Below are 25,324 nucleotides of genomic sequence, written 5' to 3'. Positions count from 1 at the left end.
AAACGCTTTTGAATTTAGGTCAGCTGTGGTTCTCGAGAGTAACATTCGTCCACCAATGAAGAGCGCTCCAGAGTTATCTCCCTTATCCTCAATCTTAGATTGAAAATATATACTAGAATATAAATATTCAATCTTTCTTACAAAAGATTTTAAGCCTATTAGGTATCTTTGATACTTATTATGGAATCTAAGAGCTTTAGGGCACTGGTATTCACTTCACTGGCACACTTCTCAAACGATGGAGTTTTTCTGGTATTTCCGCTCCTGATCGTGTACTATACCACTGAGGAGAAGATAAGCGTGGTATTTCTTGGCGCATTGGCCATAGTCTATACGCTTCTCTCTGGTTTACTATCTCCGCTGATTGGGGATATGGCTGATAAGAGGGACTCCGACGCCGAGTTTATAGCGTTGGGGATCTTCCTGGAGGCTCTGGCCTCTGGTCTGTTCGCACTATCCTTTCTAGAGAGAGGATTGGCCATTCCCCTGATTGCTCTGGGAGCCATCCTTCTTGGCTCAGGACAGGCCTTCTATCATCCCCTAGGAGGAGCAATACTCGCTAGGATATTTGGAAAAAGCTCTGGAAGAGCGCTTGGCATAAACGGTGCCATGGGTAGCCTTGGCAGGGCTGTTATGCCGTCTGTAATATCGTTTCTTATCCTCGGTTTGGGTGAGGTTCTCGGGCTTGGAGTTTTCACGTTTTACATGGTTTTAGTCACCCTCGCCATATATGTGGGCCTTATGGATGTGAGAAGGGGAAGCGTGAACCTGGTTAGAAAGTCCACGGAAAAATTGGATCGCAAGTTCTACAAGTTCCTCATTGTGCTGGGAGCGCTTGTTTTCATGAGAAGCATGTTCATTAGCGGAACTACCACTTTTCTGGGGGAATTCGTTAGTACTTAGGTAAAGTTTTTATCTTGGTATTACTAATATAGAATGTGGAGGAATTAGAGAAGGCTTACAGGGAGGAAAAGAATGCTAGGATAAGGCAGAGAATACTGGGGGTGAAGATGTACCTCGTGGACGGGTTCAGGGAGTACAGGGTGGCCGAGGTCCTCGGGGTTTCGTACTCAACGGTGAAGAAGTGGGTCGCGAAGTACAAGAGGGGAGGGGTCGGAGCGTTGAGGGATAGGCCAAGGTCGGGTAGGCCCAGGAAGTACTCCAGCGAGGAGGTGAAGAAGGTGCTGGAGACAAGTCCCAGGGAGCTGGGATACAACCTGGAGGGGTGGACCATGAGGGCGCTGAACGCTGAGCTGAGGAAGAGGGGGATAGTTTACAATAGGTATCACCTTTACAGGGTAGTGCACCAGCTGGGGTACGGTTTCGTGACGCCCAGGCCGGTGAACGCCAGGGCCGAGGTGGAGAAGCACCGCGATTTTAAAAAAAGTGAAGGAACTGATGGGACGCAGGATAGCGTTCTTCGATGAGACAAGGGTGGTGGTGGGCACCACGGTGAGGAGGTGCCTCGCCAGGAGGGGTTCCAGGCCCAGGATCAGGGTGAACCTGGGCTTCCAGCACTTCTACGTCTTCCTCGCCCTTGACGCCATTTCAAGGAAGGTGCTGTACACCCTCTACAACTCCCTCTCCAGCAAGAACATGAAGAGCTTCGTTTACAGGATGGAGAGGAAGTGGGGCAGGGAGACCAAGTACCTCGTCCTTGACAACCACTCCTCCCACAAGACGGGGGCTATCCTGGACCTGTTCAGGAGAAGGGGAGTGAGACCCGTTTTCACCCCAAAGTACTCGCCAGAGCTAAACCCTGTGGAGAGGATCTTCAAGGACCTGAAGTTCCACCTTGCGAACAGGTTCTTCAACAACGTGGAAGAGGCAAGGGAGGAGGTGAGGAGGTTCTTCGAGGAACATCACGATCAGTTTAATCTTGATGTGGTCCAATATCTGGATTTAGATGAAATAGAGGTAGAAAACAATGGATAAAAACTTCCACAAAGTACTAGTGTACCAGGTTTACCTTTCAAAGGAGTTCACCGGGATATTCCTTACCGTGGGTTTCTTGGGTTCAGTGTTTGGACAGCCTGTGTTCGGATGGCTGACAGAGAGACTTGGGGGCAGGGCCACCTTCGCCCTGAGTAGCGTGTTAAGTCTTGTTTTCTTCGGTATCTTCCTTGTGTATCCCAGGAATCTGTACCTGTCACTTTTTTCCTACACGTTATTCACGTTTGCAGCCTTCACTGCATTTCCCATACTTCTCGGTTACGTTGGGCAGGTTTTCCCCAAGAACTTCTTCACTGTGGCCAACTCCTATGTATGGGGTGTAGGGAATACCGTTGGTGGAGCGGCAGGAACTGCGTTAGTTACAGCACTACTGGGTATGAACTATGATTTAACCTTCTCGTTTCTGGTGCTTTTCGGAATAGCCGTGGTATCCACTGTGCTGACCCCGCTCATTCCAAAGAACGTATAAGTTTTTGGACAAGCTCCGCCTATTCCAATCTTGTTAACAATTTGTGTTTTTGTGTATATGACGCTAATACTTCAGAAGATCACTGTCTAACGTTGGCTGAGGGCTGTTCATTGATGATAATTGCAGGTCGTAACATTGTATGCTTCCAAACCTGTAACTGATGCTGGGGAAGACGTCATCTACCATTTTCAGACATGGCCGACCCTATCGTCCCCTTCTCGATCGCGACCTCAACTCCCCTCCCAATCCCTTAAGGGGGTACCAAAGCTGTCCATTGTACCGTAGTACTTTGTGGAAGTTTTTATCCATTGTTTTCTACCTCTATTTCATCTAAATCCAGATATTGGACCACATCAAGATTAAACTGATCGTGATGTTCCTCGAAGAACCTCCTCACCTCCTCCCTTGCCTCCTCCACGTTGTTGAAGAACCTGTTCGCAAGGTGGAACTTCAGGTCCTTGAAGATCCTCTCCACAGGGTTTAGCTCTGGCGAGTACTTTGGGGTGAAAACGGGTCTCACTCCCCTTCTCCTGAACAGGTCCAGGATAGCCCCCGTCTTGTGGGAGGAGTGGTTGTCAAGGACGAGGTACTTGGTCTCCCTGCCCCACTTCCTCTCCATCCTGTAAACGAAGCTCTTCATGTTCTTGCTGGAGAGGGAGTTGTAGAGGGTGTACAGCACCTTCCTTGAAATGGCGTCAAGGGCGAGGAAGACGTAGAAGTGCTGGAAGCCCAGGTTCACCCTGATCCTGGGCCTGGAACCCCTCCTGGCGAGGCACCTCCTCACCGTGGTGCCCACCACCACCCTTGTCTCATCGAAGAACGCTATCCTGCGTCCCATCAGTTCCTTCACTTTTTTTAAAATCGCGGTGCTTCTCCACCTCGGCCCTGGCGTTCACCGGCCTGGGCGTCACGAAACCGTACCCCAGCTGGTGCACTACCCTGTAAAGGTGATACCTATTGTAAACTATCCCCCTCTTCCTCAGCTCAGCGTTCAGCGCCCTCATGGTCCACCCCTCCAGGTTGTATCCCAGCTCCCTGGGACTTGTCTCCAGCACCTTCTTCACCTCCTCGCTGGAGTACTTCCTGGGCCTACCCGACCTTGGCCTATCCCTCAACGCTCCGACCCCTCCCCTCTTGTACTTCGCGACCCACTTCTTCACCGTTGAGTACGAAACCCCGAGGACCTCGGCCACCCTGTACTCCCTGAACCCGTCCACGAGGTACATCTTCACCCCCAGTATTCTCTGCCTTATCCTAGCATTCTTTTCCTCCCTGTAAGCCTTCTCTAATTCCTCCACATTCTATATTAGTAATACCAAGATAAAAACTTTACCTAAGTACTACGGTTGAGGTAAGGCGTCCCCTGAGACATGCCTGTCAAGGAAACAGGAAGCTTCATCTCCAGGGCAGGGTGGCTCTCTGCTCGATACGTTTTCCTTCCCAGGGGAATTGTGGTGCCCATTCGAGAAGGGTTTTTATCAACCCTCACAAACTTATCCCATGAAAATATACGTAGGAACCTCTGGGTGGTCCTATCCATGGAACAAGGGAAGATCGCTTGAGTGGTACGTCGAGAACACGCCTTTTCAAGCTGTGGAGCTGAACTCCAGCTTTTACAGGTTACCTAGGACCTCCACAGTGAAGGGATGGGCTACATTCAATCTCAAATGGTCGGTAAAAGTCCACAGGGAAATCACCCACGTTAAGAGGCTCAAGGACGTGGATCTCAAGGGGTTTGTGGAGTTATTTCGCGATCTGGATCCCAGATTCTATCTCTTCCAGTTACCTCCCAGCTTCAAGAGGAGTGAGGAGAATGAAGGGAGAATCCTGGAGACGTGGCGCGCAGTGCCAAATGCTGTGTTCGAGTTCAGGGATAGGTCCTGGTTTGAGTCTCCTCCGCCTGTACCTCTCGCATCTGTGGATTCCCCCATGGGAACCTATCTCTTCCCTGGAAAGGTGTTTTATCTGAGAATGCACGGAAGGGAAAAGTGGTACTTTCACAATTACACCGACCAGGAGCTCGAAGAGATTGCCAGGAAGGTGGTGGAGATTAACCCGGAGGAAGCCTATGTCTTCTTCAACAATGATCTATGGATGCTTGAGAACGGGAAGCGTCTTCTGGAGATATTCAAATCAATGCTAGGTACAGAATAGCAGAGGCTAGTCCAATTCCTCCCACTGTAGGCCACGCTACCTCTCCTCCCCTGGTGAGAAGGAATGCCGACATGGATGAGCCAAGCGTCCTTCCCATGGAGGTAACGAGGCCATATATGCCAGAGTAGGTTCCCCTGGCCTCGCCCTCGGCCAGGGAGGTGGAGATGGACTGCGACAGGGGAGAAACAATCATCTCCGCTATGGTTATTCCCACCACATCAAGAAGGGCCTCCCAGAAATCGTTGACCAGGAATACAATCCCGTAACTCAGTGAGTAAATTGTCATTCCCACAGCTATCCACCTCCTGTAATTGCCCGAAATCCTCTCCCCTATCCAAGTCTGCAGGAATATAATGAGTCCTCCATTCACAGCATAGAGAAGTCCAACCTGCCACACAGCAATCCCGAGCCCGCTGTAGTAGGTGACCAGGGGAAACCCCAGCTGGCCCATCACCGTGAAGGTGAGCAGGGTTGGGATCAGGAACAGGGTGAACTTCCTGCTGGGAAAGAAGAACTTCACCCTCCCCTTATGGTCGGGAAGGGAGTACACGAAGGGGATTGCCACCACGGAAAGAACTCCTCCCAGAAGGAGAAGTGGCTTAAATCCAATCTCTCCCAGCAGAACACCACCTATGGCTGGGCCTATTGCCCACCCGGCGTTAATTCCAACACGTATTACACTGAACGACCTCACAAGTTGCTTGAAGTTACCGCCCATGTCCCCTACACTGGCCATGTTCGCCACTGCATAGATACTACTGAAACCTGACTGGAGCAGGACCATTCCCACCACGCCCGCAGTGTTAAGAAAGAAGGCGAGAGTTAGCACCAGGGAGGAGAGTGATGTGGCGAGGGTCATCACGAGTCTCCTCCCCAGGTAGTCTGTCAGGTATCCCCCTATCACGTATGCGATGGAGGAGATCACCAGTTGGGTTAAGTAGAACTGACCCACCTGAACCAAGGAGAGCCCCAGGTACCTATAGAGGCCAAAGCCTATGTAGGGCCAGATGAGGGAGGACGTGAGTGATCTAATACCACCAGAGAAGGCCAGCTTCGTTACGTGGTTCATTTACCACGAATAACTTCTTGAAAAAATAAAGTCGAGTCATCCTCTGATCTGTTCCAGGGGTTTGCCCGTGGTCCTGACGCCCCACGCTAGAACAATCATCCCGGCCAGAAGAGCCACACCGCTCAGCATGAGGAAGGAACCTAACTGGTTCAACGTGTAACTGGAGGCGAAAAGTATTGGCCCCACAGCCCCTCCGAGGTGTCCCAGTCCATCCGCTATTCCGTAACCTAGCGTCCTTATCCTAGTTCCAAATATCTCAGAGGTGTAGGTATACATTATGGGGAACTTGAAACCTTGCAGGAACATCTCAGCGAAGCCTAGTGCTAGAAAAGTCACCCCACTGGAGAGGAACCATCCCAGAATCACCGCTCCGGCCAGCAAGTTGACTAAGGCTACGCTGTACTTCCTCTCAAACCTGTCATTTAGAAGTGTGGCCAAAACTACACCCAGGGGATCCCCATAAAGTATGTAGGTGAAGTAGAGGGAAGTATTGGAGAAACCGTGAGAGCCTATGAACTGGAACACAGGATCGGCGAACAGTGCGTACCCTGTGAAGTAGCTGAGGAACCATACAATGGTCATGACAACCATGCCCCAGTCGAAGGTGAGCCTTCCCCTCCTCTCGCTCCACATCCTGGATTCCGGCAGTCTCACTCTGGTTACCAGGGCCACAAGGGACACCAGCAGACCGGCTAGGAAGAGGAACCTCCATTCTCCGTTCAGGAGAACTGCAATGGGACCTACTATCAGGGTTGTGAGGAATCCTGAGGCCGTGACTAGACCCACGGCTCTCCCCCTCTTCTCAGCCTGAACCGTCTCAGAAATGTACGCAGGGACCACGCTCAGTTCCCCCTCAATTCCCAGACCTATTAACAGTTCCGCCGGAATCAGCCACGTGAAGGATTGAGCCATAAAGCCCACCAGGGACCCCGCTGAGACAAGTGCCATGGAGAGGAGTAATCCTGGCTTCCTGCCACGCAGACTGGATAGGAGCCCGTTCATGGCCCCACCCATAGCGTAACCGATCATCTCAGCGGAGAGGGGTAGGCTAGCAAGAAGTGATGAAGCGTGAAACTGAGTTCCAGCGTAATTTATGATGTACGGAACGTTAAAAATGTCCCAGAAGGTCAGGTACATTCCCAGTGATAGAATAACCAGTTTCCAGTTCATAAGAGAAGAGAAAGTTTAAACTATTTAAGCTTTCCTAGATCTTTTTAATCCTCACGGCTCGTAATCTAATGCCATGAAGAATCCCCTGGACACGGCTTGCCCAATGGTGGGTTGCTGTCTAACGAACTCCCTGAACTCCACCTTTCCTTTTCCCTCCTTGACCACCGAAATTCCCCTCTCGGCGTAGGCCCTCTCTAGAAGGTACCTTCTAGTCCTGTCCAGGTGATGGAGACTCCTCTCCGTGATGTAGACCTTGTTTCTCTCGGCCCACTTGAAGGCGTAGTCCTGATAGGCATACAGGTTTGAGTCTATGAGGATCTCGGAACCCTCAACCTCCTTAAAGGGCGGTTGTGTCTTGTCTGGAACTGCCCATAATCCATCGCCCTTGCTTCCCTTCTCGTTAAGGTGAATCTCAACGTTAAGTCGCCTCAACTCCTTCTCGTAATAGTCCAAAATGGTCAGGAACTCACTCTTCCAGGGATCCATGATCCAGTTAAGCTGACCTCCCAGCTTGTCCCCCTGTTCCAGGAGGATGACCTTGAATCCCCTCTTTGCCAGAACCCTGGAAGCCTCCAGTCCCGTAAGTCCACCGCCCACCACTGTTACTCTCCCTGAGCCGGGTTTGAGCGGAAGAAGTTCCCAGCCAAGTTCAGGATTGACGTCACATCTAACTTCCCTGCTCGCAAACCCCCTGCACTGCTGATTGCATCTAATACAGTATCTCACTGGCTCTCCCTTGAGGCTCTTGGGTAACCAGTCCGGGTCAGCCAGGAGCTGTCTTCCCAGGACCACGGCGTCCGCAACCTCAAGGACCTCCTCGGCGTCCCTCAGAGTTATGACCGAACCCACAAGCAGAAGCGGAATTCTGGGCCTTCTCATCTCCTTGGCGTATTCCACGAAGGCCGGTCTCTTCCAGTACATCGGCATGGATGAGCCGAGGGGTCCATCTCTCCCTGCCGATAGGTGAACGTAGTCGAGCCTGTCCTCCACACGGGAGATTATTCTTGAAACCATCTCAGGAGTGAGTCCAGTATCGTCGAATTCCGTCACGCTCACCCTTAGCCCAACCGGAATTGAGACGCGACTCCTCACCTCTTTAATGAGCTCCTCCAGGAAAACCACACCGTCCGAGTACCTATCGGTCCTCTTGTTGGTTGCGGGAGAGAGGAACTGGGCAATCAAGTAACCGTGGGCACCGTGGAGTTCAATGCCATCGAATCCTGCCCTCTCCGCCCTCTCTGATGCCTTCGCGAAGTCCTCTATGACCCTTTTAACGTCATCTTCACTCATCTCCTTGACCGGATCCATGATGGGAATAGGAGAGGGGGCTATGGGCTCGTTTCCCCAAATGAAACTTTTTCTGGTCTTCCTTCCCACGTGAACAAGTTGCACGAAAATTTTGGATCCCCTTCCGTGCACTGCATCAACTAACCTGGAGAATTTGGGGACGAGCTCGTCGTCGTAGAGACCCAGTTGATTTGGAGACCCTCTAGCGTCTCTTCTGTTCACGTAGGTGTATTCCGTAATGATTAACCCCGCCGAGATAGCCCTCCTAGATAGGTAGGCAATGTGTTCGTCACTGGGATAACCCTGAGGCGTTCCGAGGTTGGAGATCATTGGTGACATCACAATCCTGTTCCTGACTTCCACATCTCCTATATTGAATGGTTCCAGAAGTTTCATAACGTGTGCTATACTCTAACAAATTTTTAAGATTATCATTAGCACTAACTTCGTTAAAATAGGTAAATGAAGAGTAATAGTAAAAAAAGTTTTAAGTTATAAAACAGAAAGTGAAGTATGAGAGTTAAGTCCGTAAATGTGGAGAGGAGCGGGATCGAATTCTGTTACAACCAGATCTCTGTCATGGTATATCTACGGGATAAGGAGATGAGGATAGCAGAGGAGATCACGTATGAGGTCGCCACGGGACCTGTTGTCTCAAACGTTCAGATTGTGTTGAGGGACGGGAAGGTCTATCTGGACTCTCCCTTTGGAGAGAACGAGATAGAGAATCCCACAAATATTGTGAAGGGATTGGAGGAGATCCTGGAGGGGATCAAGGAGAAACATCCCTCAGTATATGAGAAGTACAGGGAGTTTCTGAAGGCATATCAGTCAGGCTAGCCTTCCCATTTCCTGGGTATGCCCTTCCATATCCTCAAATACCACAGTTCCGTCCTCCTTAATCACCACGTAACCGGGTTTACCTCCGCAGTTATAGGGGAAGGCCAGAAGACCCTGAGTTTTCAATGCCGAGATGGCATAGACGGGCATGAGGGAATCGTCCATGTTTAGGGCAACGCAGTTTGGAATTACCTTGAAGAGGGCATTGAGAACGTCGTTCAGAAGCGACTCGTATTCATCACCGATCTCCCTCATTCTCTTAACCTTACCCACGATGTCCATGGGGAAGTAGATTACATGGGAAATAAAATACTCATCCTAGCGTTCCACAAGGTTTGGGCTGTCCCTGTATAGCCAAGTAAGTACATTATCCGGTTATGCGTAATTCTTTTAATATACGTGGGCAATCCTTACATATGCCAACTATAACAATCAGGGTTGATGATGATCTCAAGAGAAAGATGGACGAATTGAGTTACATTAACTGGAGCGAGATAATAAGGAGGAAAATAGAGGAGGTAATAGAGGAGGAGAGTATAAGAAAGAGGAGAAAGGATGTTAAGAGGATAGAGCAGGCCTCGGCTAAATCCTATGAGTACTTCCTTAATTACGGGGGAAAGAGATCAGAGGAAACAGTGAGGGAGTGGCGGGATAAAAATTGGCAGTAGTGGATGCCTCTGTTGTCATTAAGTGGTTCGCGAACGAAGAATACAGTAAGGAGTCCCTGCTCCTCAAGGAGGCCTATGTGAAGGGAGTGGAGGACCTGTCAGCCCCTTGTATTCTCCCATTTGAGGTACTTAATGGACTAAGATATACGTATGCGTTAGGGAAAAAGGAGCTTGAAGAAATTGGTAAGATCCTCGCAGACTTTCAGCTTACTCTCTATGACCTTGAGGATATAACCAGGGATGCCGTGTCCCTTTCGTTAATATATGGAATAACCCTGTACGACGCCTCATATATTGCACTCGGCAAGGTCCTAGATCAAAAGGTCTATACTGCTGATGAGAAATTGCTCAGGAAAGTGAGAGACCTTGGTTTCGTGCTTCACATAAGGGAGTACAGGACTGAATGACATCATCTCTAACTGCAACGTCAAGTTACATAAGGGAACCAGTCCTTTATCCAGACGTATACCTAGGACGTCAAGGGAATTATCGCGTATGGACCTTCAATCTAAACTCATTCTAGCATTCGGGCATCCCCTCATTCATTTTACGCACAATTCTGGAAACAGCGTCCTCTAACTTAAGGTAACCCAACCTTTTGGACATCTCCCTCATGGCGTACAAGGAGATTGAGGACTTGGCAATACCCACGGCTCTAACTATTTCAACCTTCTGGGAAAGATTCACCAGCTCACAGTCCGAGATGGGCTCTCTCACCCTGACCTCGTACACCACGCAACCTCCCTTGATGCAATGCTTCATGCAATGAACTAGGACACCATCCTCCAGTAAGACGTCCTGAAATGGGTTCCTACTTGTAAATATTCCATCAGAAATTTTCACCATCTGTACCCTTTCACTCCCCAGGTCCTCCATATTTCTCCTTATCACTGGATTTTCATCCATTACCTTCATTAACATAAGGAAAGTTTATATACTTTAGGTTGACCCTAATATTAGGTTGACCCTAAAATGTCCAATCAAAAGGCAGTTCCTAGATTAAAGAAAGGTGTTGTTGGAACGCTCGAGGCGGTCGCTCAGGAGATAGCGGCGATGGCACCGGCCTGTGATACCGTGGCCTTCATCACATCAGCTGCAGCATTTGCCTTCGTGCTGACACCCTTTGCCTTTCTACTGGCCATGCTTACCATGTTCATAGAGGTGAACACTCTATACCATCTATCTAAAAGACATGCCAGCGCTGGGGGATATTACGGATACGTGGCCACAGCTCTGGGTCCCTTCTGGGCAATAGTGACAGGGTTGATGTATCCCGTGTATCAGATAGCCAGCACGGCGGCCATTCCAGTTTACGTTGCAGGTGTAGTACTTCCAGGGGTACTGAACTACTTCTTTGGAATTAGCTTACCAGGATGGATATGGATTCCCTTCATTTTGGGCTTCATTCTGGTGCCCATTGGACTTGCGATTGTTGGAATAAGGCCCCAAATGAAGTACATCAGGTACGCCGCCATGACCGAGATTGCCTTCCTTGCTGTGACCTCCCTTTATATCATCTTGAGAGCTCCAGATAATACGCTGAACGTGTTTAATCCCTTTGCATGGAACTCGGTGTACGGGTCCCAGTTCGCACCTCTGGGAGGTCCAATTGCAGGATTGGGCCTTGGAATGATATTCGGATTGACCAGTTTCATAGGGTATGGAGGCTCCGCTCCTCTTGGCGACGAGGTCAAAAACAGTAAGGCGATAACTAAGGCCCTGATGTTAGGAGTGAGCATAGTGGGGATAGTCCTAACAGAGGTGAGCTATGCCTTAACCGTGGGATGGGGAGTTGATAACATGACCAGTTTCGCCAACAACAGTATACCTGGAATAATTGTGTATGCCCATTTCATGGGGATAGTGGGTGGTCTCATGCTTGCCCTATTTGCGTTCAACTCTGCCTTCTCCGACAGCGTGGCCATGCAATCCAACGCCGGTAGGGTGTACTTCGCCATGGGTAGGGACGGGATTCTCCCCAGGTTCTTCGCCTACGTTCACGAGAAGTGGATAACTCCAAGTAAGGCTCTCCTGTTCGTGGGCATTGCCTCCAGTCTGGTTGCAGTACTGTCAGGGTTCGTAATAGGGTTCCTATCTGGCGTCTCGCCTCTCCAGATGCTCGCGTTGAGCGCAACTTCCCAGCAGGTCTCCTCTGCTCTAGAAAACGCGTTTGATTTCCTCACCACAATTGCGTTAGTTGGATTCATCGTAGCGCACTTTGCAAATAACACTGCAGTGATGGTAATGTTCTATAGACTGAAGGAGAAACACGTTGGGATAAATCAGCTTCTTCACCCCATAATGCACTACGTTTTGCCTGCCATTGCTACCGGAGTTTTTGCCTTCGTCCTTTACGAATCCATATGGCCCCCCGTATTCCCCGTCACTCAAGCGGTGATTGTTGGGGTAGCATTTCTGCTGTTCTCAGTATTTTACACCCTCAGGATAAAGAGGACTAACCCCAACGCTTACAAGAATGCGGGAATTACCGTGAACATTGTGGAAGAGGAAAAAATTCATGAGAAGAAGGGAACTGAAAACAGTACAGAATGAACAGATCTTGACCTCATATATACGTTGATTTTTGACAGTTCACGATCTTCTAATGGGGTTTCCCCATATCCACAGATTTGTCAAATTTCCATAGGTTCATCCCGGGATGTGGCGTATTAGATTTAGGATCAAAATTATTTAATACGAGTAATACATGCCCAGACTCAGGGTCTCGTCGTGTTGGCATATCTTAGTTTTAAGTTTCAATGCAAAGTTACGGAGCCATAAACCAAATTTTTGCAAGTTTGACGACGCTATGCCCAGACTCAACAGTTAAATTAATCGTCACAATACTTTCGCCCATGAGGAAACTTAGCTTCTGGCAGGCTCTCTTCATAGGATTGGGTAACATCATAGGGGCGGGAATATTCGTTATGGCCGGTACCACCATATCCTCCGCAGGACCAGGGGCTATCCTAGCCTTCGTCATAACGGCGATCTACGCCATGACAGTGGGCCTGAATAGCGCTGAATTATCCTCAATTTATACTGACGTGGAGGGAGGGGTTTACAGCTTCACCCTGAAGACGCTGGGAGGGATGAGCGGTTTCCTCGTGGGCTGGTTCAGGGTTATAGCTTACTCCATTAGTGGGGCAGCCACTGCTCTTGGCTTCTCAGGTTATATGACCCAGCTCGGCGTTCCATCCTTTCTGTACTATCCCATGGCAGTTCTGCTCATCGCCGTTCTGCTTTTTCTCAACTACCTTGGATTAAGGCTTGTGGCCAACGTGGAAACTGCGCTGGTCGTGGTTAACCTCCTAGGTCTTCTGGTGTTCACGACGTCAACTCTGGCCATCGCTGGACTCAGGACACATAATTTCACTCCATTTCTTCCCCATGGGATAACAGGATTATTAGTGGCCTCCAACCTGGCGTTCTTCGCCTACTCGGGATTCAACACCATAGCTACCCTCACTCCCTCCACCGAGAACGGTGAGAGGGTAATTCCAAGGGCCATTGTATGGTCTTTAATAATTACCTCACTGGTCTACATATCCGTAATCTTCGCCATGGTGGATGCTGTTCCCTACACCTACTATGGGCTATCCTCTGCACCCCTCTCCCTGGCACTGAGCAGTATACACGCTCCGTCAGCCATATATTACGTGATTGGAGCCTCAGCCTTGATAGCTACGGTGAGCGTCACGCTCTCAATAATTGTGGCGGGTGAGAGAACGCTGGATCAACTCTCAAAGGACTTTCAGCTCCCCGTGAGACATCCCCTTATCCTTGTGGGTGCAATTATGATGCTCTCCCTTTTCCTGGGAAACGTGGAAAGCATTGCTCTGGCCAGCAACTTTGGGATTGTCTTCTCCTACATGCTGACGGGGCTAGAAGTGATGATCGCTAGACATAGGGGACTTCGTGGGGTCTTCAGATCTCCAGGTTATCCAGTTCTCCAGATATTGTCCACAGGATTGTCCGCGGTCTTCCTTGTATCGCTAGGGATTCAGTCCCTGGAGATTGGGGTGATTACCCTCTTCGTGGGGATGCTCGCGTATGAGGCACTAAAGGAGACCAGAGGCCGCGAAGATTAATTCTAGTTCTCATGATTTATAATATTGCCTAGCAAATATTATCTTAATGAGCGATCAACCATTGAGGAGTATATCCTCTTCAAAGAGAATAGTTAGGTTGTTGCCCATCCTTTTTTTATCTCTATCTAGTAAATTTCTTGGATAGGGTTAACATCTCCTACGCAATTTCTGCAGGAATGTTCAGGGATCTAGGCGTTCCCAAGACCAGTGCAGATCTCATAGCTTCCATTGCCTCGAGTCTGTTCTTTGTGGCCTATGCTATCCCTCAGGTCTTCTCAAACCTGGGCATAAGCAGGATAGGAGTCAGGAGAGTGTTTGCCCTGGCATTCACAGCCTGGGGAATCATAACAATTCTCACGGGGTTCGTTCAGAACGTTCCTGAGGTTTACCTTCTGAGGTTCCTTCTAGGACTGGCAGAGGCGCCCTTTTACGCGGGGGTCATCTTCTACCTGAGCGTCTGGTTCCTGAGAGATGAAAGGGGGTTCGCCAACAGCCTGTTCAATGCTGCCATCCCAGTGTCAGGGATCATAGGGGGACTCATAGCTGGTTCATTCTTCTCGGTATTTGGAGACGACCCTGGATGGAGATATCTATTTGTTGCTGAGGGTATACTGGCCCTGGCTTCAGTGGTTATAATCTGGCTTTTCCTCACGGACTTTCCCAAGGATGCAAAGTGGTTAAGCGAGGGGGAGAAGGAGGAACTCCTGAACAAGATGAAGGCTGAGAAGGATGAGAAAAAGAGGATAGTATCTCACGGCTCTTGGAAGAGGGCTCTTGGAGATAGGGACGTGGTGCTCCTCGTTTTAATCTATTTCCTTGGAGTCACGTCCCTTTACGGTTACACCATCTGGTTGCCCTCCATTATAAAGAGCTTTGGAGTCTCCGCATCTACGGCCAGCTACCTCACAGTGATTCCCTACCTCGTGGCATCCATATCCCTCATCTTCATCTCAAGGTATTCGGATACTGCGGGAGTTAGAAAGCTCCTGGCGCTGGCCATATTTCTTGTTGCTGGTATAGGCCTATCGTTGAGTGCCTTCACCCTGAAGGAACCTGTGGTCTCATTCATCTTCTTCGTGACATCTGCAATTGGGATTTACAGTTTCATTCCTGTCTTCTGGACAATTCCCACAGAATTTCTAAGTGAGGAATCTGCGGCAGCATCCATTGGCCTTATTAACGCTCTGGGCAATCTAGGAGGGATAGCTGGACCCATCATTGTTGGTTTCCTAGAGAGCTTGACAGGAGTGTTCACGGCAGGAGTTTACTCCCTTGCCCTATTCGACATTCTGGCGGGTCTGGTGGTATTGCTCGTTAAGAAGAGTAGATGAAAACAAATCAGGTGGAAGATTTTAAAAGTTAAAGAGAATTTTTAGAAAATAAAAGTGAAACTTTTTATAGTTGTAAGATTCCTGTTTGTTTCATGGAATACAAGATTTTAATTGGGATAGTTCTCGCTCTCCTCGTTGGAGTTGGTATCGGATATGCATTCTCGGAGACGACTCACACGTCAGTGAAGGTGGTGAGACCGTCCCCAAGTTATCAGATGAACCTGTATCAGGTTGACGGTTTTCCCGTGTGCGTTTATTACTTCCCGCAAAATTTACCTAACCTGACAGAGGGATCCTGGACGCTTTTTGATAACTCGCAGAACAGAGTACCCTATGTCCATGGAGACCTCAATACCAGCTGGGTCTATCAGCAAATCATGCCGGCCTTCAGCTTTAACAACATCACCGGCTGGCTTAAGTTGATCAAGACTTTCACTCCCGAATTCAGGGAAGGATACGTGCAAATGATGGGAGATGCAGTTCCTCCATCCTACGCCAACGGGATAGTGTATGTCTCCGCCTCAGATGGGGTACTTTATGCCATAAATGCCATCACGGGCAAGTCCGTGTTTGTGGCCATGTTACCCGATACGCTCATGTCCCAGCCTCTGATCTATCACGGTCTAGTATACGTGGGGCTGGGAGGGGCCTTCTTCACCTATGGCCAAGGTCTGCTCAACGCTTTCGGTGGAGGACACAGGGGAGAATTCACTGGCCTATCAGGGCTTATGGCTCTCAATGCCTCCACGGGCAAGCCAGTGTGGTTCTTCCAGACCAAGTCGCAGGTAATGCCAACTCCTGTTATCCTTAACGACACCATCTACTTCGATGACGGCAACGGCTATATTTACGCAGTTAACGCGGAGACGGGATCACTAATATGGAGAACTGGCCCGTTTGGCACTGCAAATATGGCCAGTCTAGATTACGTCAATGCGCCCAACGGAACCATACTGGTTGCCGGTTTCTCCTCAGCCTATCCTCAAAACGTATCTTCACTTGTTGGGATATATACCTCCGGGAAGATAGCATGGGTTACTAAATTACCCTTCACTTACGACTCTGGCCCCGGCGACGCTGTGATGGCCGTTTCAGGGGATTACGTAGTGGACGGGTTCATATCGGGCTACCCGCTTCATCACGGTCCGCTCTTCAACGAAACCTTGGCTAGGGAAATAGTAATAACCCTGAATGGAACCAACGGTCAAATCATCTGGATCAGGAACGTGTCAGGTTACGTGCTTCCCACAGGGGCTAACAATGGGGAGAGCCCTGCCGTTGTGAACGGACATATTTACATCAATGACCGTAAGGATGGGAAAATCCTAGCGCTAAACCTGAGTAACGGTGCGGTTATCTGGGAAGACCCATTGGTTAGGGGCGCGCCAGGTCTCATTGGACCCACATACGTGGACGGATACATTCTGAACCCTGATTTCGAGTACATCCAGGTGATAAATGCAAGTACAGGGAAAGTGGTGAACCTGTATCCCACAGGGCAGGACCTAGTCATAGACACTCCACTGGTGGTGGGCAATACGATAATAGTGGACGGCGGATTTGGGTACGTGGAGGCAATACCCTTATATTACGTGATACACAACACCACATCCATCCTAAAGATCTATGAGGATGATCTTTCCGTGGCTCTACCCTCCTCTTAAAATTAATAATGTCTTTTTGGATAGATATATACATGGTAACTGTTCGTGAGTTTTTCAGGAAATTCATTGAGTACGAGAATTCTCCCGGTGAGGAGTCACTCAAGGATATAGCAGGAATGATGGGCCAGTTGAACCTAAGGAAGTTCAACTGGGTCAGGGACGTCTTTGAGGAAATTCACGTGAAGGAGAGGGGTGGAAAGACTGCGCTAGTATGGAGGGACATGAACACAGGAGAGGAGGCTAAGATCAGTTACCACGAACTTTCATTCATGTCCAATAGGGTGCTCAATACTCTGAGGAAACATGGCCTCAAGAAGGGGGACGTGGTGTATCTCATGACCAAGATCCACCCCATGCACTGGGCCGTGTTCCTTGCGGTAATTAAGGGGGGATTCGTGATGGTTCCCAGCGCGACCAACTTAACTGTCGCGGAGTTGAAGTACAGGTTCTCAGACCTTAAACCCAACGCTGTGATCGCGGACTCCTTAAGGGCTCACGTGGTAGAGGAGGCGCTGGGCTCCCTTAAGACCGAGAAGTTCCTGATTGATGGAAAGAGGGAAACGTGGAATTCTCTTGAGGAGGAGTCTGGTAATGCTGAGGCTGAGGACACAAGGGGAGAGGACGTGATTATAAACTACTTCACCTCGGGAACAACGGGAATGCCCAAGAGGGTAATTCATACTGCGGTTTCTTACCCAGTGGGCTCCGTCACCACAGCCTCCATAATAGGGGTCAGGGAAAACGATCTTCACCTGAACCTCAGCGCCACTGGATGGGCGAAGTTCGCCTGGAGCTCATTCTTCTCTCCTCTCCTGGTCGGTGCAACAATTGCCGCAATTAATTACGAGGGGAAGCTGGACTCCAAGAGATACCTGGAGGAGGTTGAGGAGATGGGAGTGACCAGTTTCTGCGCGCCTCCCACAGCCTGGAGACAGTTCATAACCCTCGACCTTAACCAGTTCAAGTTCGAGAGATTGAGGTCTGTGGTGAGTGCAGGAGAACCTCTGAACCCAGAAGTGATAAAGACCTGGAAGGATAAGTTCAACCTCACCATACGTGACTTCTACGGTCAGACGGAGACCACCGCGATGATAGGTAACTTCCCCTTCCTTAAGGTGAAGCCTGGCTCCATGGGTAAACCGCATCCTCTCTACGACGTGAGGCTCCTCGACGATGAGGGAAAGGAGATCACAAGACCATACGAAGTGGGCCACATTACTGTGAGGCTCACCCCTCGACCCATAGGTCTCTTCCTGGGGTATAGCGATGAAAGGAAGAACATGGAATCGTTCAGGGAGGGATACTACTACACGGGGGATAAGGCGTACTTTGACGAGGAGGGATACTTCTACTTTGTGGGAAGGGGAGATGACGTTATAAAAACGTCAGACTACAGGGTGGGACCATTTGAGGTAGAAAGTGCGCTCCTGGAACATCCCGCGGTGGCTGAGGCTGCAGTGGTAGGCGTTCCAGATCCCGTCAGGTGGCAATTGGTTAAGGCTTTCATAGTGTTGAAGAAAGGATATAACCCCAGCAAGGAGCTTGCCGAGGAGATAAGGGAGAAGGTTAAAACTCTTCTCTCGCCCTATAAGGTGCCCAGGATAATCGAGTTCGTGGATGAACTTCCCAAGACAATCAGCGGTAAGATCAGGAGGGTTGAGCTAAGAAAGAGGGAGGAGGAGAAGAGGAAGAAGGGAGAGGTGGGACAGAACGAATTTACCTTCTGAGGTGAGAACCCACACTGGTCTTCATGTGGTGAAGGGAGCCCTCCAGAGCGTGCTTAACACCAAGATAACCTACTCCACGTACGTGAAGGAAAATCACGGGAGAATAACGGTCATCCTCGAAAGGAAACCGACAGACCAGGAGATGGATAACGTTTTCAGGGAGGCTAATCGCATCGTGAATGAGGGCCTACCCATCCTGAGGGAGGTTGTCCCCAGGGGGGAGGCTGAAAGGATTTACGGAAATGACATATACGACTACTTTCCCGTCCCGCCTGAGGTCAGGGAACTGGTGATCGTGAAGATACCAGGTTGGAACATTAACGCCTGTGCCAAGGACCATACCCCAACAACCAGGGAAATTGGTACAATCCGTCAGGATTACTGGAGATTCAGGCAAAGTAAGAGATTGCTCGAGGTTGCATTTGACGTCACATGACTTAGCCCAGGAAGGGAAGGATAGGGCTCAGGGAGCTCACTACAGGAAGTTCCTCAATCCTGCCAGAGTACTCGAATAGCTCCTCCATGAAGGGGATCTGAATCACCACGTTAAACCTGGAGAGGTCTAGATTAGGTAGCTTGTAATCAGGAGGTACCATGTTGATTACAAGGGATCTACCCTTAACGTTGAGATTCTTGGACCATTTACTCCAGAGATAGTCATCGTAATCCAAGGTCATCTTCAAATTAACATCTAGAGAGTCAGATACGTAAACCCAGTATGATTGAGTGTGAGGGTACTTGGTCAGGTACATTCCGATCTCCAGATAGCACTTTTCGGAACTTACCTTAGACTGAACAGTTTCTTGACATCACCAACCTCGAGGTAAAGAGTTTTAAGCAGGCGGGAGAGCCGTACGACTCCCAGGCTCTCCCCAAGGACGTATCTCAGGGAGAGGAGGAAGTTCAACGTGATCGAGATGAGCTTGACGTAACCAAGGTTCTTACTCCACGTCCTGAACGAACCATTCTCCAGGCCCAGAGCCTTCAGTTCCCTTATCACCACCTCCACGTCCCACCTGTTCTCCCATGCGGTGAGTATCTCCTCAGGGGACATGGAGAGGTCGGTGGAGAAGAGGTATCTCCTGCCGTAACCCTTATAGTCCAGTACAACTAACTTCACGGGGACTCCCAGGTACGTGACGTGGTGCTCTCCCTCGGGGAGGAGTCCAACGGGCACGGACCTGTCACCCTCGACGACCCGTGCGCTGGACTTGAGGGAGGACACCACGTCTGAGAGGAGGGTCCTCCCGTTCACGTACCAGGAGTCGAAGGTTATGACCTGGACGTTGAGCTCCCTCCTCAACCTGTCAAGGACCTGGAGGGTCATGTCCACCTTGGTGGAGAAGTTCAGGTCCTGTCCCACGGCCTTGGCAAGCTCTGCCACCTTCCTGGCCACGTATGCGTCTATGTGGACCAGGTACACCTCGCCCGTTACCAGGTCCCTCACCGTGACCACCAGGAGCTGGATCGCGGGGATGAAGGTCCCCTTCACCCTGGAGTAGAAGAACATGGCCAGGTTCCTGGACACGGGCATGGCCCTGGCGTAGGCCTTCTCGTCGAAGGTATCGTCCACCGCCACCTGCACGGGGTGACCTCCAACCAGGAGCTTCACAGGTGGGAGCAGGTCAACGTCAGCCAGCTCGTCAAGCTTGCCCAGCACGCTCTCGTAGTCGAAGCCCAGGGCCTCGGCCATACTCGCTAGGCTTCCCCTCTCCGAGATCACAGCCAAAAGCAGCTTCCTCACAACGTCAGCCCTGAACTTCCTTAGCGCATCCCTCAGCGCGTTCAGGTAATCCCTCCTCCACCTTAGCGCCTCCTTCAGTTTCCTCAGCCACTTACCCCTTCTCATTATTCAAAACTCGTATTACCCTGGTAAAAAACTTTTCAAGGGCCGAGGCACTGACGTCAAGTTCAGGGAAATGCTATCCAGACTGAATTCTATTTCGCTGGGCTCTATCATGCCCCTGTTATCATATATTATGTGATCGTGGGGAAGTGAAAGGACTTCCCTATATCTTTCCCTCACCTCATTGGCTATATCCTCCCTGGAGAATTGTCTCACGTCGTTCACCAGCCTCGGTCCATCTCCGTAGAACTTTAGAACGTGTAGGATTCCCTTATCCACGTTGAACGTCTTCAGGTAGTTATGTTCCTCGTTGTCTATCACACTGGCCATGAGTCCCTTTCCCCGGATTCCCGCCAACCATGAAATGTAACCTGTCATATCCCTGTCCACCACTAGTATCCTTTTTCCCAAGGAGAGCAGGAACCTCACCAAGAGCAGAGCCACCATAGACTTTCCGACCCCTCCCTTGGCCCCCAGTACTACTATTCTCATATGTAAACTTTCAGATTTATGGTACAAAAGAATTTTGTAACTGTAGGCAACTTTAGTTCGTTATTTACCCAAACTGAAACGACTTTGTGAGATTGAAAGCCTGCAGTAGCATCGCGAATAACGGACGTGCCTCCTACGTTGCTATGTAGCTAAGGACGCTTTAACCTGAAATGCACAGAACTGGACAGGGTAGGCAAGTTCACTTACTGAAAAACTACCCATATTACTCTGCATTTATACTGTAATAGGGGATGAGTTCATTAATTTGTGTTGTACAATCCCTGTATGACCCAAAAAGAGGATGAGTTAGAATCCATTGCCAGTAAATTTCCCTTCAAGTACGTTGAGGTGAGGCATCATCAGATCTCCTCAAGGGTAATCTCCCTGATGAACGGTGAGTTACTAGGGGTCTATGACGAGGTGGAGGGAGGGTATTCCGTCAGGTACTTCAACGGTGCGCTGTTCTTCGCCTCCTCCCAATCACCAGAGGAACTTAACCCCAGTCCAGAGAGGGTGTCAGGGTGGTCCAGCGATTTTCTGGACGTGGAACCTGAGAACGGAACATATCAGGTGGACGAGAAAACTCCCCTCACCTCCGTCTCCCTCGAGGAGAAGATTGCCTTACTGAAGGACATCTCCAAGGAGGTCCTCTCCCAGAAAATTGAGTCCAAGCTTCACAATTTCGTTTTAACCTACTCCGAGAGCGTCGAGGAGAAGGAGATACTGATTAACGGCTCCAGAATCGTGGGCAGAGTGCCCAGGATCCTCGTATCATATAACCTGGTGATGTCGGGTAATGGCAGAACCATCACAGCGTGGCATGAACTGGGGGAAAGCGGAGGACTGGAGACCTTGAGGGAATTGAAGGTAGGTGCTCATCTGGTGGAGAGGGTGAAGGCACTGGATCGAGTTCTTCAGACAGGTAAGGGAATAAGCCCTGGAAGGAGGGATGTGGTCCTGAGCCCTATCCTGAGCGGGATTATGGCTCACGAGTCCGTTGGACACCCCTTCGAGGCTGATAGAGTTCTAGGTAGAGAATTTGCCCAGGCCGGTACCAGTTACCTGGCTACCATGAACTCCAGGAGACTCGGAAATCCTGCAGTGAACGTGGCGGATGATCCTACCATACAGAACAGCATGGGTTACTACCAGATTGATGACGAGGGAGTGAAGGCCAGGAGAAAGCTTCTGATCAGGGAGGGAGAGGTGAATGAGCTGTTACAGAACAGATTTACAGCGAAGAGGAATAACGTTCCGAGCAACGGATCTGCCAGGGCCTCTGGCTTTGATCGAGAGCCCCTAATCAGGATGTCCAATACCTTCTTTGTTCCAGGGGACATGAATTTCAGAGAACTAATTGAGGACGTAAAGGAGGGAATATTCTTCAAAACGTACATGGAGTGGAACATAGACGATATGAGGATGGGCCAGCGGTACATAGGGCTTGAAGCGTACGAGATAAGACGTGGTGAGATTGGGGATCCCGTTCTATTCCCTGTCCTTGAGGGAAAGACCACGGATTTCCTTTCCGCCATCGATGGAGCTGACGACTCCCTGGAGTTCTACCCGGGTACATGCGGGAAAGGAGATCCGGATCAAGGAATTCCAGTCTCCATGGGTGGACCGGATCTCAGGCTCAGGAACGTTATGGTTAAGGTGATCTAGATGTCAAGTCCGTACGCCGTTCAGGAGATATTCAGTCAAACCTTGGTAATCAAGGTGGTGGAAAGCAGGATTGAAACCATTCAGAGGTTAAGGGATAGGTACTTTAACGTACTGCTCAGAAAGGGGAACAGGTTCACCGTAACTAAGGTGAGCTCCCTAGACAAGGTGAGCCTGGACAAGGCCCTAGATCAGCTACCCGAGTCTAGGATAGTCCCCACGGTCATGGAAAGGTCGGGGAAGTTCTCTTTCTCCAAGGTGGATAAGGGAGTGGTGAACCTCTTTGAGGATTCATCAAGGCTATTGCCCCTCCTCTCCTCCAAGTATCCCTTGTACGGTACCGTCACGGCCACTATCATCACCAAGAGACTGACCACAATTCACGGATTTGAGGGGGAGGAAAGCAGGACTTGGTTCCAGGGTTACTTCAGGGCAAAGAACGGAGATTACAGCGGACAGTGGGCCTTTGCCTCATCATCATATGACGAAAGGAAGGTGAGAGACACCATCTCCAGGGCTGAGGAATACGCCTCCATCACCGGCCATTACGACGTCTCCGACGGTAAATATAACGTCGTATTATCTCCCCTGGTGATGGGCAACCTAATGGCAACTGTTGCATACTCTGCCTCAGGTTACAGCATAATGACAGGAAACAGTTTCCTATCCACAAGGAAGCCAGGAGACGTGGTTGCAAGCGAGAAGTTCACCCTTATGGACAACCCAAAGGGAGACGAGCTCAATTCCTGGGAGTTTGACGATGAGGCAGTGCCCACCAGGAGGACTACAATAATAGACAGGGGAGTTTACACGAGCCCCCTCCTGAACATTGAGGTTGGGAAGGTACTAGATCGGGAGACCACTGGAAATGCTGGATGGGTCTATCCCAGGCCGTGGACCCTCGAGGTCCTTCCTGGAGAGGTTTCGGAGAGCTCCCTGCTGGATGGCAACGTGATCCTGTTCAATAACAACTGGTACACAAGATTTCAGAACAGGGCTGAGGGACAGTTCTCGACCGTGGGTAGGGACGCCGTAGTGGTGATAAAAGAAGGGAAACCTGTAGGAGTTGCGGGGAGAGTCAGGATAGCAGACAAACTGGGAAAAATTATTTCAGGAATAAAAGAACTTTCCAAGGAAAGGTATTCAGTGGCCTGGTGGGATGCGCCCCTCCCAGGAGTATACCCGTTCGCTCTAGTGGAGGGAGTGAATTTAACCAGGGCTTAGCTGGCCACGTAATGCCTTTTTATCTATCTTGTTAGTGGACGTCTTTGGGAACTCCTTCACGAACACAAACTTGTCTGGGATCCACCATTTCTGTAACTTCCCTTCTTCCACCTTGCCCATGAGGAACTGCCTTATCTCCTCTTCCTTCAACTCACCCTTGGGGACTATGAATGCAACTGGCCTCTCGCCCCATTTCTCGTCCTTCATTCCCACTATGGCCACCTCACCCACCTTGGGATGTGTGGAGATTATGTCCTCGAGTATCAGTGATGGAATGAACTCCCCTCCGCTCTTTATTGCGTCCTTATCCCTGTCCACGATCCTGATGTAACCGTACCTGTCAACTACCGCCAGGTCTCCAGTGTGGAGCCACGAATCCTTCCAGAGCTTCTCAGTCCTCTCCGGGTCCTTGTAGTATGACCTAGTTAACCAGGGGGCTCTAGCCACTATTTCCCCCACCGTCTTCTCATCCCACGGAACCTCATTCCCCTTTTCGTCCACCACCTTGACCTGGGATAGGGGTATGGGAACACCTGTCTTTATCTGCTGTAGGAACCTCTCCTCCTCAGGCAATTTCTCCACCTCGGGTGTGTAATAGGCTACAGTCAACACTGGAGCCGTCTCGGACATCCCGTATCCCACCGCTATGTTTATTCCCATCTTCCTGGCCGCATATGCCAGTCCAGTGGGTAATGCAGCCCCACCTATCATCACCTTCCAACCCTTGAACACCTCAGGGTACTTTGACGCGTTGGGATGTGACAGGATCATGTACAGGATCGTGGGAACCATGGCGGAGAAAGTTACGTGCTCCCTCCTCATGAGCTCTATCTCCATTGCAGGATCGTATCTTCCTGGGAGAACGTAGTTTGCTCCAACGAGCATGGTGACGTAGGGAAATCCCCATTGATGAACGTGAAACATGGGAACCAGTATCATGAAATTATCATCCTGTGACGATCTTAACGGTGGCTTTGATGTGGTCAGGGCCACGCTCATTGAGTGAAGAACCAAGTCCCTGTGCGTGAACCATACACCCTTTGGTTCCCCTGTGGTCCCGGAGGTGTAGAAAACTGTTGCCTGCATGTCCTCCTTTATCTCCTGTGGAGGTAATCTCTCTCCGCTCTCCTGAAGCTCCCAGAAGTCGTGGGTTGGAAAGCTGGTCTTGACCTTCTCCCTCTCGTCGGAGTAGGTAATCACGCCTTTCAATCCGCCCAGAAAGGCCCTGCCCTTCTCCAGGAGTGGGGTGAACTCATCCCTCATTATTGCCCACTTGTCCTCAGCGTGAATTACAGTCTTAAGCATGACCTCAGGCGGATATCTAACGTTGACGGTGTGAAGGACCGCCCCTATCATGGGCACAGCGTAATACGCAGTCATATAGACGTCAGTGTCCCAGTCAACCACTGCCACCTTGTCACCTGGTTTCACACCAATTTTTAGTAGGGATTGGGCAAAGGCTTCAACTCTCTCCCTAAACTTGGAAAAACTGTAACGCCTCCTATCCCTGTACACAATCTCCTTACTGGAGTATACGGTGGAACCGTAGTCGAGGAGCTTATCCACCGTCAAATTGTAGTTATAATATCCCATGCATATCATACCTTTTCTTAGCATTTAAGTTTAGTTATACATTTTTTCTATACATAGTAAAACCGCTTACCCAGAATCAAGGTA

26 protein-coding genes and 1 pseudogene are annotated in these 25,324 nt (G+C 49.9%); 16 read left to right on the top strand and 11 right to left on the bottom strand.

Going from position 1 to position 25,324, the window contains the following annotated elements; translation table 11 throughout:
- Nucleotides 1-180 precede the first annotated feature (180 nt).
- The 4 genes from QVC96_RS05330 to QVC96_RS05315 are packed head-to-tail and all read left to right on the top strand — an operon-like array spanning nucleotide 181 to nucleotide 2,422.
- Nucleotides 181-903: an MFS transporter gene (locus tag QVC96_RS05330; protein WP_287690135.1), complete on the top strand. Its 723-nt coding sequence runs from the start codon at nucleotides 181-183 to the stop codon at nucleotides 901-903.
- 35 nt (nucleotides 904-938) lie between these two features.
- A complete protein-coding gene (locus tag QVC96_RS05325; protein ID WP_238027283.1) occupies nucleotides 939-1,427 on the top strand; it encodes a helix-turn-helix domain-containing protein in 489 nt (162 codons plus the stop codon).
- Nucleotides 1,399-1,935 carry an IS630 family transposase gene (locus tag QVC96_RS05320; protein WP_287688834.1) on the top strand — a complete coding sequence of 179 codons (537 nt, stop codon included), beginning with the start codon at nucleotides 1,399-1,401 and terminating at the stop codon, nucleotides 1,933-1,935. The genes QVC96_RS05325 and QVC96_RS05320 overlap by 29 nt, the downstream gene beginning before the upstream one ends.
- Entirely contained in the window at nucleotides 1,928-2,422 is a 495-nt protein-coding gene (locus tag QVC96_RS05315) for an MFS transporter (RefSeq protein WP_287690134.1), read from the top strand. The genes QVC96_RS05320 and QVC96_RS05315 overlap by 8 nt, the downstream gene beginning before the upstream one ends.
- A 301-nt stretch (nucleotides 2,423-2,723) precedes the next feature.
- Here the strand turns inward: QVC96_RS05315 and QVC96_RS05310 are convergent, their stop codons facing one another.
- Nucleotides 2,724-3,260, bottom strand: a complete 537-nt coding sequence (locus QVC96_RS05310) for an IS630 family transposase (RefSeq protein ID WP_287688834.1) — start codon at nucleotides 3,258-3,260, stop codon at nucleotides 2,724-2,726.
- Nucleotides 3,232-3,720, bottom strand: a complete 489-nt coding sequence (locus QVC96_RS05305; protein WP_238027283.1) for a helix-turn-helix domain-containing protein — start codon at nucleotides 3,718-3,720, stop codon at nucleotides 3,232-3,234. The genes QVC96_RS05310 and QVC96_RS05305 overlap by 29 nt, the downstream gene beginning before the upstream one ends.
- A gap of 202 nt (nucleotides 3,721-3,922) precedes the next feature.
- On the opposite strand from QVC96_RS05305, the gene QVC96_RS05300 reads away from it, so the two are divergent.
- Nucleotides 3,923-4,576: a DUF72 domain-containing protein gene (locus QVC96_RS05300; RefSeq protein WP_287690133.1), complete on the top strand. Its 654-nt coding sequence runs from the start codon at nucleotides 3,923-3,925 to the stop codon at nucleotides 4,574-4,576.
- Here QVC96_RS05300 and QVC96_RS05295 read toward each other — a convergent pair.
- From QVC96_RS05295 to QVC96_RS05285, 3 genes are read right to left on the bottom strand one after another with little or no spacing between them, the layout of a single operon-like run.
- The gene (locus tag QVC96_RS05295) at nucleotides 4,551-5,645 is read right to left on the bottom strand and encodes an MFS transporter (RefSeq protein ID WP_287690132.1); all 1,095 of its coding nucleotides are present in this window, start codon (nucleotides 5,643-5,645) and stop codon (nucleotides 4,551-4,553) included. The genes QVC96_RS05300 and QVC96_RS05295 overlap by 26 nt on opposite strands.
- Nucleotides 5,646-5,681: 36 nt before the next feature.
- Complete coding sequence (locus QVC96_RS05290) at nucleotides 5,682-6,815, bottom strand: MFS transporter (RefSeq protein ID WP_287690131.1); 1,134 nt, start codon at nucleotides 6,813-6,815, stop codon at nucleotides 5,682-5,684.
- A gap of 51 nt (nucleotides 6,816-6,866) precedes the next feature.
- Nucleotides 6,867-8,498, bottom strand: coding sequence for an NAD(P)-binding protein (locus QVC96_RS05285; RefSeq protein ID WP_287690130.1), 1,632 nt, complete (start codon nucleotides 8,496-8,498; stop codon nucleotides 6,867-6,869).
- 117 nt (nucleotides 8,499-8,615) lie between these two features.
- Here QVC96_RS05285 and QVC96_RS05280 point away from each other — a divergent pair, with 117 nt between their 5' ends.
- Nucleotides 8,616-8,942, top strand: coding sequence for a hypothetical protein (locus tag QVC96_RS05280; RefSeq protein ID WP_287690129.1), 327 nt, complete (start codon nucleotides 8,616-8,618; stop codon nucleotides 8,940-8,942).
- Here the strand turns inward: QVC96_RS05280 and QVC96_RS05275 are convergent.
- A complete protein-coding gene (locus tag QVC96_RS05275; protein WP_287690128.1) occupies nucleotides 8,934-9,224 on the bottom strand; it encodes a hypothetical protein in 291 nt (96 codons plus the stop codon). The genes QVC96_RS05280 and QVC96_RS05275 overlap by 9 nt on opposite strands.
- 134 nt (nucleotides 9,225-9,358) lie before the next feature.
- Between QVC96_RS05275 and QVC96_RS05270 the strand changes: the two genes are divergently transcribed.
- Both QVC96_RS05270 and QVC96_RS05265 read left to right on the top strand, forming a co-directional pair.
- The gene (locus tag QVC96_RS05270; RefSeq protein WP_238027459.1) at nucleotides 9,359-9,610 is read left to right on the top strand and encodes a VapB-type antitoxin; all 252 of its coding nucleotides are present in this window, start codon (nucleotides 9,359-9,361) and stop codon (nucleotides 9,608-9,610) included.
- Nucleotides 9,601-10,017, top strand: coding sequence for a type II toxin-antitoxin system VapC family toxin (locus tag QVC96_RS05265; RefSeq protein WP_255776338.1), 417 nt, complete (start codon nucleotides 9,601-9,603; stop codon nucleotides 10,015-10,017). The genes QVC96_RS05270 and QVC96_RS05265 overlap by 10 nt, the downstream gene beginning before the upstream one ends.
- A gap of 112 nt (nucleotides 10,018-10,129) precedes the next feature.
- Here the strand turns inward: QVC96_RS05265 and QVC96_RS05260 are convergent, their stop codons facing one another.
- The gene (locus tag QVC96_RS05260) at nucleotides 10,130-10,516 is read right to left on the bottom strand and encodes a hypothetical protein (RefSeq protein WP_287690127.1); all 387 of its coding nucleotides are present in this window, start codon (nucleotides 10,514-10,516) and stop codon (nucleotides 10,130-10,132) included.
- Nucleotides 10,517-10,582: 66 nt separating this feature from the next.
- On the opposite strand from QVC96_RS05260, the gene QVC96_RS05255 reads away from it, so the two are divergent.
- From QVC96_RS05255 to QVC96_RS05230, 6 genes and pseudogenes are all read left to right on the top strand, one after another.
- Nucleotides 10,583-12,163 (top strand): APC family permease, encoded by a 1,581-nt coding sequence (locus tag QVC96_RS05255; RefSeq protein ID WP_287690126.1) that lies wholly within the window; start codon nucleotides 10,583-10,585, stop codon nucleotides 12,161-12,163.
- 302 nt (nucleotides 12,164-12,465) lie between these two features.
- Nucleotides 12,466-13,701, top strand: coding sequence for an amino acid permease (locus QVC96_RS05250; protein WP_287690125.1), 1,236 nt, complete (start codon nucleotides 12,466-12,468; stop codon nucleotides 13,699-13,701).
- A 46-nt stretch (nucleotides 13,702-13,747) separates the two neighbouring features.
- Nucleotides 13,748-15,032 (top strand): annotated as a pseudogene (locus tag QVC96_RS05245) (MFS transporter).
- Between the two features lie 92 nt (nucleotides 15,033-15,124).
- Nucleotides 15,125-16,696, top strand: a complete 1,572-nt coding sequence (locus tag QVC96_RS05240; RefSeq protein ID WP_287690123.1) for a PQQ-binding-like beta-propeller repeat protein — start codon at nucleotides 15,125-15,127, stop codon at nucleotides 16,694-16,696.
- A gap of 32 nt (nucleotides 16,697-16,728) precedes the next feature.
- Entirely contained in the window at nucleotides 16,729-18,423 is a 1,695-nt protein-coding gene (locus tag QVC96_RS05235; protein WP_287690122.1) for an acyl--CoA ligase, read from the top strand.
- A 1-nt stretch (nucleotide 18,424) separates the two neighbouring features.
- Nucleotides 18,425-18,859, top strand: a complete 435-nt coding sequence (locus QVC96_RS05230) for an alanyl-tRNA editing protein (RefSeq protein ID WP_238026976.1) — start codon at nucleotides 18,425-18,427, stop codon at nucleotides 18,857-18,859.
- A gap of 1 nt (nucleotide 18,860) precedes the next feature.
- Here QVC96_RS05230 and QVC96_RS05225 read toward each other — a convergent pair whose 3' ends face one another.
- Genes QVC96_RS05225 through QVC96_RS05215 form a run of 3 tightly spaced genes read right to left on the bottom strand, consistent with a single transcriptional unit; the run spans nucleotide 18,861 to nucleotide 20,761 of the window.
- Complete coding sequence (locus tag QVC96_RS05225; protein ID WP_287690121.1) at nucleotides 18,861-19,175, bottom strand: hypothetical protein; 315 nt, start codon at nucleotides 19,173-19,175, stop codon at nucleotides 18,861-18,863.
- 29 nt (nucleotides 19,176-19,204) lie between these two features.
- Complete coding sequence (locus QVC96_RS05220; RefSeq protein ID WP_287690120.1) at nucleotides 19,205-20,272, bottom strand: transposase; 1,068 nt, start codon at nucleotides 20,270-20,272, stop codon at nucleotides 19,205-19,207.
- A 15-nt stretch (nucleotides 20,273-20,287) separates the two neighbouring features.
- Nucleotides 20,288-20,761 (bottom strand): P-loop NTPase, encoded by a 474-nt coding sequence (locus tag QVC96_RS05215; RefSeq protein WP_287690119.1) that lies wholly within the window; start codon nucleotides 20,759-20,761, stop codon nucleotides 20,288-20,290.
- Between the two features lie 285 nt (nucleotides 20,762-21,046).
- On the opposite strand from QVC96_RS05215, the gene QVC96_RS05210 reads away from it, so the two are divergent.
- Both QVC96_RS05210 and QVC96_RS05205 read left to right on the top strand, forming a co-directional pair.
- On the top strand, nucleotides 21,047-22,426 hold the full coding sequence (locus tag QVC96_RS05210; protein WP_238026974.1) for a TldD/PmbA family protein: 1,380 nt from the start codon (nucleotides 21,047-21,049) through the stop codon (nucleotides 22,424-22,426).
- Nucleotides 22,427-23,647 carry a TldD/PmbA family protein gene (locus QVC96_RS05205; RefSeq protein ID WP_287690118.1) on the top strand — a complete coding sequence of 407 codons (1,221 nt, stop codon included), beginning with the start codon at nucleotides 22,427-22,429 and terminating at the stop codon, nucleotides 23,645-23,647.
- Here the strand turns inward: QVC96_RS05205 and QVC96_RS05200 are convergent.
- The gene (locus QVC96_RS05200; RefSeq protein ID WP_425597981.1) at nucleotides 23,633-25,240 is read right to left on the bottom strand and encodes a long-chain-fatty-acid--CoA ligase; all 1,608 of its coding nucleotides are present in this window, start codon (nucleotides 25,238-25,240) and stop codon (nucleotides 23,633-23,635) included. The two genes, QVC96_RS05205 and QVC96_RS05200, sit on opposite strands and share 15 nt — an antisense overlap.
- Nucleotides 25,241-25,324: the final 84 nt, after the last annotated feature.

Source organism: Metallosphaera javensis (ex Sakai et al. 2022), assembly GCA_021654415.1.
Lineage (GTDB): Archaea > Thermoproteota > Thermoprotei_A > Sulfolobales > Sulfolobaceae > Metallosphaera > Metallosphaera javensis.
This window is presented reverse-complemented; position numbering and strand designations above follow the sequence as displayed.